Annotated in this window: 14 protein-coding genes; 9 read left to right on the forward strand and 5 right to left on the reverse strand. The window is 23.0% G+C overall.

What is annotated here, in order from left to right:
• Positions 1 to 50 precede the first annotated feature (50 nt).
• The 6 genes from D9V64_RS02950 (at position 51) to coaD (ending at position 4942) form a co-directional block, all read left to right on the forward strand.
• Complete coding sequence (locus D9V64_RS02950; RefSeq protein ID WP_158367160.1) at positions 51 to 296, forward strand: hypothetical protein; 246 nt, start codon at positions 51 to 53, stop codon at positions 294 to 296.
• A 194-nt stretch (positions 297 to 490) separates the two neighbouring features.
• Positions 491 to 1021, forward strand: coding sequence for an ATP-dependent protease subunit HslV (gene hslV, locus D9V64_RS02955; RefSeq protein ID WP_158367163.1), 531 nt, complete (start codon positions 491 to 493; stop codon positions 1019 to 1021).
• A gap of 11 nt (positions 1022 to 1032) precedes the next feature.
• Positions 1033 to 2364 carry an HslU--HslV peptidase ATPase subunit gene (gene hslU / locus D9V64_RS02960; RefSeq protein WP_158367166.1) on the forward strand — a complete coding sequence of 444 codons (1332 nt, stop codon included), beginning with the start codon at positions 1033 to 1035 and terminating at the stop codon, positions 2362 to 2364.
• 166 nt (positions 2365 to 2530) lie between these two features.
• A complete protein-coding gene (locus tag D9V64_RS02965; protein WP_158367169.1) occupies positions 2531 to 3007 on the forward strand; it encodes an Hsp20 family protein in 477 nt (158 codons plus the stop codon).
• A 107-nt stretch (positions 3008 to 3114) separates the two neighbouring features.
• Positions 3115 to 3867 carry an FAD-binding oxidoreductase gene (locus D9V64_RS02970; protein WP_158367172.1) on the forward strand — a complete coding sequence of 251 codons (753 nt, stop codon included), beginning with the start codon at positions 3115 to 3117 and terminating at the stop codon, positions 3865 to 3867.
• Between the two features lie 577 nt (positions 3868 to 4444).
• On the forward strand, positions 4445 to 4942 hold the full coding sequence (coaD, locus tag D9V64_RS02975; protein WP_158367175.1) for a pantetheine-phosphate adenylyltransferase: 498 nt from the start codon (positions 4445 to 4447) through the stop codon (positions 4940 to 4942).
• A gap of 88 nt (positions 4943 to 5030) precedes the next feature.
• On the opposite strand, the gene D9V64_RS02980 is transcribed toward coaD, so the two are convergent.
• A complete protein-coding gene (locus D9V64_RS02980; RefSeq protein WP_158367178.1) occupies positions 5031 to 6131 on the reverse strand; it encodes a hypothetical protein in 1101 nt (366 codons plus the stop codon).
• 29 nt (positions 6132 to 6160) lie between these two features.
• Complete coding sequence (locus D9V64_RS02985) at positions 6161 to 6559, reverse strand: hypothetical protein (protein WP_158367180.1); 399 nt, start codon at positions 6557 to 6559, stop codon at positions 6161 to 6163.
• Positions 6560 to 6832: 273 nt separating this feature from the next.
• Here D9V64_RS02985 and D9V64_RS02990 point away from each other — a divergent pair, with 273 nt between their 5' ends.
• The gene (locus D9V64_RS02990) at positions 6833 to 7576 is read left to right on the forward strand and encodes a class I SAM-dependent methyltransferase (protein WP_158367183.1); all 744 of its coding nucleotides are present in this window, start codon (positions 6833 to 6835) and stop codon (positions 7574 to 7576) included.
• Positions 7577 to 7633: 57 nt separating this feature from the next.
• Here the strand turns inward: D9V64_RS02990 and D9V64_RS02995 are convergent, their stop codons facing one another.
• The 3 genes from D9V64_RS02995 to dapF all read right to left on the reverse strand — a co-directional run bounded on the left by D9V64_RS02995 (position 7634) and on the right by dapF (position 11237).
• Positions 7634 to 9073 carry an inorganic phosphate transporter gene (locus D9V64_RS02995; RefSeq protein ID WP_158367186.1) on the reverse strand — a complete coding sequence of 480 codons (1440 nt, stop codon included), beginning with the start codon at positions 9071 to 9073 and terminating at the stop codon, positions 7634 to 7636.
• Positions 9074 to 9171: 98 nt separating this feature from the next.
• The gene (locus D9V64_RS03000) at positions 9172 to 10380 is read right to left on the reverse strand and encodes an MFS transporter (RefSeq protein WP_158367189.1); all 1209 of its coding nucleotides are present in this window, start codon (positions 10378 to 10380) and stop codon (positions 9172 to 9174) included.
• 29 nt (positions 10381 to 10409) lie between these two features.
• Positions 10410 to 11237, reverse strand: a complete 828-nt coding sequence (gene dapF / locus D9V64_RS03005; RefSeq protein ID WP_261979814.1) for a diaminopimelate epimerase — start codon at positions 11235 to 11237, stop codon at positions 10410 to 10412.
• Positions 11238 to 11381: 144 nt separating this feature from the next.
• Here dapF and cyaY point away from each other — a divergent pair, with 144 nt between their 5' ends.
• Complete coding sequence (cyaY, locus tag D9V64_RS03010; protein WP_158367194.1) at positions 11382 to 11729, forward strand: iron donor protein CyaY; 348 nt, start codon at positions 11382 to 11384, stop codon at positions 11727 to 11729.
• A gap of 92 nt (positions 11730 to 11821) precedes the next feature.
• Entirely contained in the window at positions 11822 to 12760 is a 939-nt protein-coding gene (gene hemC / locus D9V64_RS03015; protein ID WP_158367197.1) for a hydroxymethylbilane synthase, read from the forward strand.

A 12760-nucleotide genomic window follows, 5' to 3' on the forward strand; every position in this document is an offset into this window, starting at 1 on the left:
TATATATAATTATTAGTATAATAACAATTAATTTTTTAAAAAATAAAAATATGTATAAGCATAAAAATAAAATAAATTCGATGTATTTTAAAAAAAAAAAAATCAAATTTAATAAATATAATTTATTCACTATCTTAGCACTAATAATAATTTTTTTTATTTTATTTAATATATTTTCAAAGAAAACAAATAATACACAAAAAAAGATATTTGTTCAAAATAAAGAAGATGAAAATACATTACCTGCTAAACCAAAAGAAAGATGGAAATATATTAAAAAATTAGAAAACTTATAAAAATGAATATTTTTGATAAAATATATTATCAATTAATTTTAACCAAATAACATAAAATTAATAAATTTTTAATATTAAAATTACTTTAAATAAACTTAAATTAATTATTCAGTTATTAGAATAATGATTTTAATTTTTATGTAAAAATTTTATATATTTCTAAATAAAAACGTTATCTTTAAGAGGTTTTTCTTGTGACCACAATACTAAGTGTAAGATTAAAAAACAAAGTAGTCATCGGAGGTGATGGACAAGCAACTTTAGGCAATACTATCATGAAAAGTAATGTCAAAAAAATTAGAACTCTTTACCATGAAAAGGTAATTGCAGGTTTCGCGGGCGGTACTGCTGATGCTTTTACTTTATTTGATATGTTTGAAAAAAAATTATCTATATATCAAGGTCAATTACAGCGATCAGCCATAGAATTAGCAAAAGATTGGAGATCTGATAAAATGCTTCGAAAATTAGAGGCTTTATTGGCAGTAGCGGATAAAGAAACTTCTTTAATTATTACTGGAAATGGAGATGTAATACAACCTGAAGATGATTTGATTGCAATTGGATCAGGAGGATCTTATGCACAATCAGCTGCTCGTGCACTAATAGAAAACACTAGTCTTAGTGCTAAAAAAATTGTAGAAAAATCATTAAATATTGCTGCAAATATTTGTATATATACAAATCATATTTTTACTATAAAAGAACTACTTTCAGAAAAATAAGGCTTATTTATATGTCCGAAATGACTCCTCCTCAAATTGTTGCTGAACTTGATAAGTTCATTGTTGGTCAAAAAAAAGCAAAAAAAGCAGTATCTATTGCATTGAGAAATCGTTGGAGAAGAATGCAACTAAATAACGAATTAAGACAAGAAATTACACCTAAAAATATTTTAATGATTGGTCCTACTGGGGTGGGTAAAACAGAAATTGCTAGACGACTAGCTAAACTAGCTGATTCTCCATTTATTAAAGTAGAAGCAACTAAATTTACTGAAGTAGGATACGTAGGAAAAGAAGTAGATTCAATTATTAGAGATTTAACAGATGCTGCTATAAAAATGATTCGCATTAAAAAAATTGAGAAAAATAAAGCTCGAGTAGAAGAAATTGTTGAGGAAAGAATATTAGATGTTTTAGTACCTAGACCTAAAAATAATTGGACAGAAAATGAAAAAAATGAAAGTCTTTCAAATACTTTACAAATATTTCGTAAAAAGTTAAGAGAAGGTGTTCTTGATGATAAAGAAATTGAAATTAACTTATTAGCTAGTACTATGGGAGTTGAAATTATGGCACCTCCTGGTATGGAAGAACTAACAAGTCAATTACAATCTTTATTTCAAAATTTAGGTGGTCATAAAAGAAATACAAGAAGACTTAAAATTAAAGATGCAATTATATTACTAAAAGAGGAAGAAGCAGCAAAATTAGTTAATCCAGAAGACATAAAAAAAGAAGCTATAACCGCAGTTGAACAAAATGGGATAGTTTTTATTGATGAAATTGATAAAATATGTAGAAGAAGTGATGCATCTGGTCCAGATATCTCTAGAGAGGGTGTACAAAGAGATTTACTTCCATTAATTGAAGGATGTACTGTATCTACTAAGTATGGTATGGTAAAAACAGATCACATTTTATTTATTACATCTGGTGCTTTTCAAACATCTACTCCATCAGATTTGATTCCCGAATTACAGGGAAGACTTCCAATTAAAGTCGAACTACAAGCATTAACAATAAATGATTTTGAAAAAATACTTACTGAACCTACTGCATCAATTACTACTCAATACAAAGCGCTTATGAAAACAGAAGGAGTAGATATAAACTTTACGGAAGAAGGTATTAGAAATATTGCAGAAGCAGCATGGAAGGTAAACGAATCTATGGAAAATATAGGTGCTCGAAGGTTACATACAATATTAGAAAAATTAATGGAAGATATTTCATTTAATGCTAGTAGTAATATTGGAAATAAAATTGAAATAAATGCAGATTATGTTGGAAAACATTTAGATCAATTAATATCTAACGAAGATCTTAGTCGTTTTATTTTATAAATTAATCAGAAAAAATATTTATCCATTAAAAAATTATTTAAAATGGATGAATATTTTATTTTATCAATTACTATTGAAAAAAAAAAATCAGGACACATATAAAAATTAATCAAATTTTTAATTTTAAAAATATCCTTTCAGTATAAATAAATTAAAGGAGGTTTTTATGTCTTATCGTTCATTTTCTTTTTTACCAAACATTCATCATAATAGTGTTTTTTCAAATAGATTTAATCAAATCGACAAAATGTTTAGTACTTTAACAGGAGAAAAACCATTATCAGATACACCATTATATAATCTTATTCAAATTAATGAAAAAAAATATAAATTAACACTAAATGTTTCCGGTTATGAAGAAAAAGAACTAGATATATCTATACATAATAATCAACTTATAATTCAAGGAAAAAAAGAAAAACACAATCAAGAAAATGAAAAAAAATATAAATATTTACATAAAGATATAATATTTAATAATTTTTCTTTAAGTTTTAACTTTGATCACAAGATACAGGTAAATAAAGCAAATTTATTTTTAGGTTTATTAGAACTAAATTTTGAATGTAAAATTCCAGATGAAGAAAAACCTAAAAAAATATATATTAATATTCCTAATAATACAAAAATTGAAAGCAAATAAAATATAAGTAATGTTTAAAAACAAAAATTATTAATAATCATTGTACTTAAATTTAAATAAGTGCAATGATTATTAAAAATATTTTTCAAAACATATAGGAATATTTAATGAACCCATGGATTAATGCTGAAGTTTTAAAAATAAAAAAATGGACTGAAAATTTATTTAGTATTTTTTTAAAAGCTCCCATATCAAAATTCGAAGCTGGACAATACACGAAATTAGCTTTATATGAAGATATAAAAAAAAGAAAAATTCAAAGAGCATACTCATTTGTAAATGCTCCAAGTAACAAAAATTTAGAAATTTATATTGTTCGTATTCAAAATGGTAAATTAACTAATATCTTATATAATTTAAAAGAAAAAGATAATATATTTATTAAAAAACATGCATTTGGATTTTTTACTCTTAAAGAAATACCTAATTATGAAATATTATGGATGTTTGCTACTGGTACTGCCATTGGTCCTTACTGTTCTATTTTACAAGAAGGTAAAGATATTGAAAGATTTAAAAACATTATATTAATACATGCTGTACGATATAAAAATGAATTAGTTTATCTTCCATTAATGGAAAAACTATGCAAAAAATATAACGGAAAACTAAAAATTCAGACCATATTAAGTAGAGAAAAAGATAAAAATTCTTTATCTGGAAGAATTCCTTTTTTATTGGAAAATAAAATAATAGAACAAAAAATCGGATTGGATATGAATTATAAAAATTCACATGTTATGTTATGTGGCAATCCATCGATGGTAAAAGAAACATATTCTTTATTAAATAAAAATAGAAATATGACTAAACATTTAAGAAAAAAAAGTGGGAATATTACAATGGAAAATTATTGGTAGATTTTTAATCTTAAAAACCAATATAATTAACATAATTTATATATATTATAAATTTTAAACATAAAAATTAAAATAATATATTATTTTGTTTCTAAAAATAACACTTGTTTTTGTATATTTTATTTATATATTACATGTTATTTATCAAAAATTTTTTAATTAATAAACTTCATTTCTTAGATCAATTCTTTTAAAAGCATATAAAATACTTCTTAAAATATAAACAGTTATTTTATTCAATAATGAATAAAAAAATATTAGTTAATATATTTTAATTTTTTAGGATTATAACTAATTTAATAAATTCGTTCCTTTTTAGATGATAGCAAATATTTGATGTGTTATTCTAAATTAATTATTAAAAGTAATTTTTAATTGAATTAATTACTGGAGAACATCAATTTATTTCAAATAAAATAAATATTATTAATAATATAGATTTTTAATTAAATTTTTAATATAAAAATTATGTTTCAAACTTTTATTTATAACTTTTTGTTAGAACTCATATACAAGTGGAATTTTATATTTTAATTTTATTACAATTAAAATAAAAATTATTTATAAAAATAAAAAAATGAAAAAAACAGCAATATATCCAGGTACATTTGATCCAATTACATATGGTCATTTAGACATTATAACTCGTGCAATAAAAATTTTTGATAATATAATTATCGCTGTTTCTTCTAATAATTTAAATAAAAAAACCATTTTTAGTTTAAAAGAACGTATCAAATTAACCAAATTAGCTACATTACATCTTAATAATATAAAAAAAATAATTGGTTTTAATGATTTATTAGCTAATTTAGCAAAAAAAGAAAATACTAATATTTTAATTAGGGGGGTACGTACAATATTTGATTTTGATTATGAAATTAAACTCGCTGCTATTAATAAACAAATATACCCTGAACTAGATAGTGTATTTTTGCTTTCATCTAAAGAAGTTTCATTTATATCATCATCTTTTGTGAAAGAAATCGCAAAATATAAAGGAAATGTAAGACCATATCTTCCCGAGAAGATATACTTTGCTTTATTAAAAAAAATTAAAACGCTTGCAAATTAACAATATTTATTAGTGTAACTTTAAAAAATAAAAAATAATAGGGCCAGAATGTGCCCTATTATTTTTTGAAAAAATGTATCTTAAAGAATTAATGAACAAAATATGAATATTCTATTTTTGGTTCTTCTATATATGAGAAAATAATACTTGTTTTTACCCCAAAAGTATGATTTTCTTTCACATTGTTTGAATTTATAGAATAAAAATCGGATAAATTGGTATCAATAATTCTGATGGTACCATCTTTTAAATGATTAATCTCATAAAAATTTTTTCCACGTACAACTTGTACATTATTTAATTCTGGATGTTTAGCAATTAATTTTAAATAAGATTTCTTTAATAACATTGGATTTGCATATATAGAAATAATTTTTTGTTCTGTATCAGTTTTAATTAATTTTTGAAAACTTTCAAGCATTTTTGATTTAGTCGATGAAGATATTAATTTTCCATCAATTAAAAAATCAGCAAAATGAAAATCTATCATAAAATTTGTATCTAAATGCTTCGGAAGTGTGAATGTTTCAAAAACATTTTGAAAAGATGAAATTGTAGCAGCATTATTGATTTTTTCAGATGATAGGGGATAATTGAAAATCGATGAAGAATTTGTATTATTTGTAAAATAGTTATACTCAGATTTTTCAATATTTTCATTAATTCCATGTTTAAATTTGGAATTTATTTTCAAATTTCCTTCATTTACTTGTATATCAAGATTTTCGTCAAAATTTTCATCTAAATTATTTTGATCTAATATTTTAAGCTTTTCTTCTTTTGGATCTTCAATATTTAAATCAGGAAATGAACTTTCATACTCAGGATGTTTAGGATTATGATTTAACTTGTTGACTATTTTTAATCTTCCCTCTTCTCTTATTTTTTCAATTAAAATATGTATGAAAGCTTTTGAAGCTTCAATTGTTTTTTTTAATTTTGCAACGTATTTAACTAAACTATCTATTCTATCGTTTACTTTTTTTGTAGATTCATCCATTGATGATCCAACAATAAATCTATAACCTGCATCAAAAATTTTCTTAAATGTAGTTCCATTAAAAAGGTTAAAAATTTCATTTTTAACTGCTTTATAGGCAATAGATATTGTTTCTAATACTTTATCAAATATTTCTTTACTGATTTTTATTATATTTAGATTAGAAAATGTGTCTTTAATGAAATCCATTAAAGCATTAAAAGATCTCGGTAAAAAATTTAAAATAGATTGAAATGTGGATTCAGTAGGGGATTCTTCAGTAGTAGTTTTTTTTTCAAAGAATTTTCTTTATTTAATACATCAATATCATTAATACTATTTTTTCTTTCTTTAGCTTTTATTAAAATATTATCTAAATCATTTAAGCATTTGTTTTGCAATCTTTCTAATTCAATTAAATTTTCTTCATCTTTAGACAAAGAAATTGTAATTTTAATATCTTTTATAGGATTTTTATCTTCTGTTTTATTTTCTTTTTTATTTTCCTTAATTTTTTCAACAATATTATTTTTAATAACAGTATTTGATGTTTCTGGATTTATTTTAATTTGTAATTTTCCATTTTGTTCAAAAGATGTTGGATTTAATTTATCAACTAGATTAATATTAGATGACATAATTTTATTTCCTTTTTTTAAACTATTTTAAACTATAAATTTTTTAAATAAAAATATTCTTTTTATGATACCTTAAAAAAAATATTTTTTAAAATTATAGACTAATTTTTTTAATTAATATTTTAAATCAAATTATCGATATGATTTTGTTATCTATTAATTAAAATGAATTTTAAATTATAAAGTATATAATGTAAAATTCTATTATTTTATATATTTTAAAACTATTTTTAAATAAGTCAACTATTAATAATAAATAAACAAAAAAATATTATGAATATATATTTATTTATAAAAAATAATAACCTTAGATTACAAAAAATAATTAATGAATACAACATAAAACATGACGAAAATTCTACTATAGCATTAATTATTAATAATAATGCATTAGAATTATATAATCGTTTAAAACCTAATGAGAAATCGATTAAAATTGATTTTTTATCTAAGCAAAATAATTATAGATGTTTAAACTTTAAAAAAAAACATGAAGCGCTATATAAAGCTCTAGGAATTAAAAAAAATTACTCCCCTTATGTTATAGATGCAACAGCTGGATTTGGAAAAGATGCATTTTTAATTGCTTTTTGGGGGTGTTATGTCCTTATGATTGAACGACATCCAATAATAGCTGCTTTGTTAAAAGATGCTATGCAAAGAGCACATGAAAATAAAAATATTGGAAATTGGTTAAAAAAAAGACTCCATTTACTATGTAATGATAGTACTAAAATATTTAAAATGCCAATTGTTAAACCAGATGTAATTTATTTAGATCCAATGTATCCAAAAAATAAAAAAAAAGCACTACCTAAAAAAAATATGCAATTTTTAAGAAAAATCATAAATTATAGTGATAATAATGAAAATTTGTTATATATTTCTAGAAAATTTGCAAAAAAAAGAATTGTTGTTAAAAGACCATCTTATGCAAAACCTCTATCTAATGAAAAAGCAGAATTTTCAATAAGCAATAAAAATCATCGTTTTGATATTTATTTACCCCTCAAATAAAATAGGAGCACATTTCTTTATTGTGTACTCCTATCTAAAAAATATAAATAATGTTTTTTAAATTAGAAACAATGCTATTGAATATAAAAAACTAGAAAGTAAAATTGAAACAGGTAAAGTTAATATCCAAGCAACAATAATATTTTTTATAGTACTTTTTTGAATATGATCACCATCAGCTAACATTGAACCTGCTACTGATGAAGCTAAAATGTGTGTTGTAGAAACAGGAATGCCTGTATAACTAGCTATTCCAATAGAAAAAGCAGCAGTGATTTGAGCAGACATAGCTTGTGCATATGTCATTCTTTTTTTTCCTATTTTTTCTCCAATAGTTGTAACTATACGTTTCCAACCAAACATTGTACCTATAGATAAAGCAAGTGCAATTATCAATATTATCCAAACTGGTGCATATTCTACAGTTACAAGTATATCTTTTTTAATATTATATAAAATATTTTTTTCATATTTAGTCGTATTGAAATTGATTAAATGATCAATATTTTCGGAAATAGAAAGTAAAAAATGACGTAGTTGAAAACGTTGTTTTATACTTAATGTATTATAATTATATACATCATCTAACAAAATTTGAGTTTTTTTGATGTTTTTTATTATATTAGAATTATTATAATCTAATTTTTTATTATTTATTTTCGAATAATGATTTAAGTAATACTTCTTTAAATAATCAATCGTGTTTTTTGTATGAATAATTTCTTTTTTAGAAGCATTTAAATTTACTAAAAAACTAGTTGGTATAATGCTGATTAATACGAGCATAATTAAACCAATTCCTTTTTGACCATCATTGGCTCCATGTGAATAACTAACTCCGATAGATGATAAAATTAATGCTATTTTGATCCAAAATGGGGGGTTTTTTTTTCCATCATTTTTTTCACGTTCTAATGGTGTCATATGAATACGATGGATTGTTTTATATTTTTTCGAAATATATCTCAATAAAAGTATTAAAATTGCAGAAATTATTAATCCTATAATAGGAGATAAAATTAATGATATTAAAACATTTAAAATTTTAGATATATTTAAAGCATTAACTAAAGAAGATCCTTCTGTAATGGCATTAATTAAAACAATTCCAATAATTGCACCAATAAGAGAATGTGAACTAGATGCAGGTAAACAAAAATACCAAGTAGATAAGTTCCACAAAATAGCAGCAAGTAAGATAGAAAAAACCATTGCAAGGGCGTGTTTAGGATTTCCACTTAATAATAAGTCGTTAGGTAACAAGTGAACAATGGCATAAGCCACTGTTAAACCTCCAAGTAATACACCTAAAAAATTAAATATACCAGACATAATAACAGCAAAATTTGCTGGCATAGCTCTGGTATAAATTAAAGTAGAAACAGCATTGGCTGTATCATGGAAACCATTAATAGCTTCATAAAATAATACAAAAAATAAAGCCAAAAAAATAAATAAACTATGATTCAAGTCAGAACAAGAAAATAAATATAGCATAATATTTTAGCCATTTTGATGAATTGAACTAAGCTTATTATCCTTGAGAAAATATCTTTTAGGAAACTAAAATATAATAAATTTTTATAAAAAATACTTTATTTAATAAATTTTTTTAATTTGAAACATAAAAATATTCCCAATATTAAAATAATTACCATAAAAATTGAGATTCCTGTCCATCTTGAATAAAACCAAAAAAAACCACTAAACGTTCCGAATACACTTGAACCTAAATAATAAAAAAATAAATATAAAGAAGTTGCTTGAACCTTGGCGAATTTTGCCGAGGCACTAACCCAACTACTAGCAATTGAATGGGAAGCAAAAAAACCTCCTGAGAAAATTATTAATCCTAAAACAATAACTATAATTTGATTAAATTGTGTGATTAATAAACCTAAAATCATTAATAATAAAGATATTATTAACACATTTTCTTTATTATATTTATTTACTAAAATTCCAGCTTTAGGTGAACTATAAACTCCTGTTAAATAAATAATAGATAATAATCCTATATTGGAAGGACTAAACAAAAAAGGTGTTAATATTAATCGATAACCAATATAATTAAAAACAGTAATAAAACTGCCCATCAATAAAAAACCTATCATGAAAAGAATAGATAATATTGGATTTTTTAAATGTGAGTAAAAATTATTTAAGAATTTTTTATAATTTACAGAAATTGGACAAAAATTTTTTGAAGATGGTAAAAAATACAAAAAAAGAAAAGATGATATTAAAGAAAAAAAACCAATTACAAATAATGAAATATTCCACGAAAAATTTTCAGCTATAATACTGGTTAAAATTCTTCCAAAACAACCGCCTATAGTATTTCCACTAATATATAAACCAATACAAAATGACAATGAATTAGAATGAACTTCTTCCACTATATATGTAATGGTAATTGCAACTACTCCGCTTAAAGATATTCCTATTAAAGCACGAAGAAGAATTATCATTCTCCAATGATCTGTAGCAGAACAAACAATTGTAAGAATTGATGCTGTTAGTAAAGATATAGACATAATTAATTTTCGGCCAATTATATCTGATAAAATCCCAGTAAATAGTGTTCCTATAGCCATAGTAGCTGTTGTTGCTGATAAAAACAAACTACTTTCTGCTGCAGTTAAATAGAATTGTTTAGAAAATATTGGTAAAATTGATTGAACACAATATAAAATAGAAAAACTAGAAAATCCTCCTAGAAAAAGAGATAAAATAATTTGATTAAATTTTTTTGTATTCCTTTCAATATATTTTTTTCTTTTAATGGTATTTTGATTGTTCAAAACTCTAAAAAACTCCTATAATTAATATTTTATATGTATATATGGCCTTCATAAACATAACGTGCAGATCCTATCATATATAAAGGATTCCCAAAACCCTTCCATTTAATTAATAAAATACCACCTAATAATTCAACTTTAACCTCTTTATTAAGAATATTTTTTGCAATGCCTACTGCTACTGCCGCACATGCACCACTTCCACAAGATTGAGTTTCTCCTTCATTCCTTTCATAAACTCTCAATTTGATATAATTTTTATTTAAAATCTGCATAAAACCTATATTTATTCCATTAGGAAAAATATTTTTTTTTTCTATTATTTCACTGATCTTTTTTACAGGTGCATTTTTTACAGATTCTACTTGAATTACACAATGAGGATTACCTAAAGAAACCAAACTACATGATAAGCTATCATCAATTATTTTTATTACTGAAAAATTATAATTTTTTAATTTTTCTGAAATATCTATTAAACTTAATGAAAAAACAGGTTCATTCATATTTACTTCAATTATATCTTGAGAAATAAAATTAATAATTATATTTTTTTTATTAGTACTGAGATTAATTATTTTTTTGTTGGTTAAATGTTTTAAAACGAGAAATAATCCAACACATCTGGCACCATTTCCACATTGTTCTACTTCATTGCCATCTGAGTTAAAAATACGATAATGAAAATCAAATTTAGAACTTCTGGGTGGTTCAATTAATAATAATTGATCAAATCCTATGCCAGTATTACGATTTGATAGTGCTTTTATTTTTGTTGAAGATATAACAAAATCTTGTGTAATTGATTCAATAACCATAAAATCATTACCTAAACCATGCATTTTAGAAAAATTAATTTTTCTTTTATGATAAATATTTGATTTCATTTAAACTCCTTATAGTAATTGGTTTTTTATAGAAAATTTTTTAAAAATTAAATAACATTTAAAAAATTTTATTTAACATTAATAAATTAATTAAATAAATTTTAAGAAATACTAATGGAAACTAAAATAATGTCTAATTCAATAAATAATTTTTATAATTTAATCAATCATTTGTTTCTTAAAATTGAAGATAATTTAAATAGATATATTGACAAAATTGATTTTGATTATGAAATACAAGATTATGTAATTACTATTACTTTTTCAAATAAAAGTTTAATTATAATTAATAAGCAAGAATTTTTACAACAAGTTTGGTTAGCAACAAAATTAAATGCATATCATTTTAATTATGATGCAGATAAATGGATTTGCAATCGTACTAATAAAGACTTTTGGGAAATATTTCAAGAATCTTTTTCTATACAATCTAGCAAAAATTTAATATTTTATAATATTTAAAATACTTTTAATAATTTTAGATATATTATCACTAACTAGATATTTTATTATGATTTTTATAAAAAATATTTTAAACAAATATGAACAGTAATATGCAAAAAAAAATATTAAGAATTGCTACAAGAAAAAGTCCTTTAGCTTTAGAACAAACTAAATATGTTAAAAAAAAAATATTATCTTTATATCCAGATATGAATATAAAATTGGTACCTATAGTTACACATGGAGACAATATTTTAAACAAATCACTTGCTAAAATAGGAGGAAAGGGACTTTTTATAAAAGAATTAGAATTTGCTTTGCTTGAAAACAGAGCAGATATTGCAATACACTCAATGAAAGATCTTCCTGTTCATATTACTAAAGAATTATCTCTAATTAGTATATGTAAAAGAGGTAATCCATTAGATTCATTAGTTTCTAATCATTATAAATCTATTAGTCAACTACCTAAAGGAGCAATAGTCGGAACATCAAGTTTAAGAAGACAATGTCAATTAATAACGTATCGTCCAGATTTAATTATTTCCCCTTTAAGAGGAAATATAGAAACAAGAATAGCTAAATTAGATCAAGGCAAATATGACGCAATAATTTTAGCAGCTGAAGGACTAAATAGATTAAGTTTAAAACATCGGATTAGTCAAATTATACCTGCTGAACTATCACTTCCTTCATGTGGACAGGGTGCTATTGGTATACAATCTAGATTACATGATAAAAAAATATCATTTTTTTTATCACGCTTAAATCATATTAATACTTATATTGAAATAAATGCAGAACGTGCATTTTGTAAAACTTTAGAAGCAGGTTGTCAAATTCCAATTGGAAGCTATGCAATTCTTAAAAAAAATAAAATTTGGCTTAGAGGATTAGTTGGTTCGCCTGATGGCGGTCGCATATTAAAAGGTGAAAGAATTGGATATTATAATAGTGCAGAAGAAATGGCATATTCTTTAGCTAATGAATTACTAGGAAATGGCGCTCGGAAAATTCTTGACGAAATTTATACTAAACAATTAAATTAA

The sequence above is a fragment of the Buchnera aphidicola (Aphis nerii) genome (assembly GCF_005083105.1).
Lineage (GTDB): Bacteria > Pseudomonadota > Gammaproteobacteria > Enterobacterales > Enterobacteriaceae > Buchnera > Buchnera aphidicola_AS.

Coding starts and splice junctions, on each gene's coding strand:
- D9V64_RS02990 (WP_158367183.1), top strand. CDS start 6,833: ATGAATATATATTTATTTATAAAAAATAATAACCTTAGATTACAAAAA.
- D9V64_RS02970 (WP_158367172.1), top strand. CDS start 3,115: ATGAACCCATGGATTAATGCTGAAGTTTTAAAAATAAAAAAATGGACT.
- cyaY (WP_158367194.1), top strand. CDS start 11,382: ATGGAAACTAAAATAATGTCTAATTCAATAAATAATTTTTATAATTTA.
- hslU (WP_158367166.1), top strand. CDS start 1,033: ATGTCCGAAATGACTCCTCCTCAAATTGTTGCTGAACTTGATAAGTTC.
- D9V64_RS02965 (WP_158367169.1), top strand. CDS start 2,531: ATGTCTTATCGTTCATTTTCTTTTTTACCAAACATTCATCATAATAGT.
- D9V64_RS02950 (WP_158367160.1), top strand. CDS start 51: ATGTATAAGCATAAAAATAAAATAAATTCGATGTATTTTAAAAAAAAA.
- coaD (WP_158367175.1), top strand. CDS start 4,445: ATGAAAAAAACAGCAATATATCCAGGTACATTTGATCCAATTACATAT.
- D9V64_RS02985 (WP_158367180.1), bottom strand. CDS start 6,559: ATGTCATCTAATATTAATCTAGTTGATAAATTAAATCCAACATCTTTT.
- hemC (WP_158367197.1), top strand. CDS start 11,822: ATGCAAAAAAAAATATTAAGAATTGCTACAAGAAAAAGTCCTTTAGCT.
- D9V64_RS02980 (WP_158367178.1), bottom strand. CDS start 6,131: ATGGATTTCATTAAAGACACATTTTCTAATCTAAATATAATAAAAATC.
- D9V64_RS02995 (WP_158367186.1), bottom strand. CDS start 9,073: ATGCTATATTTATTTTCTTGTTCTGACTTGAATCATAGTTTATTTATT.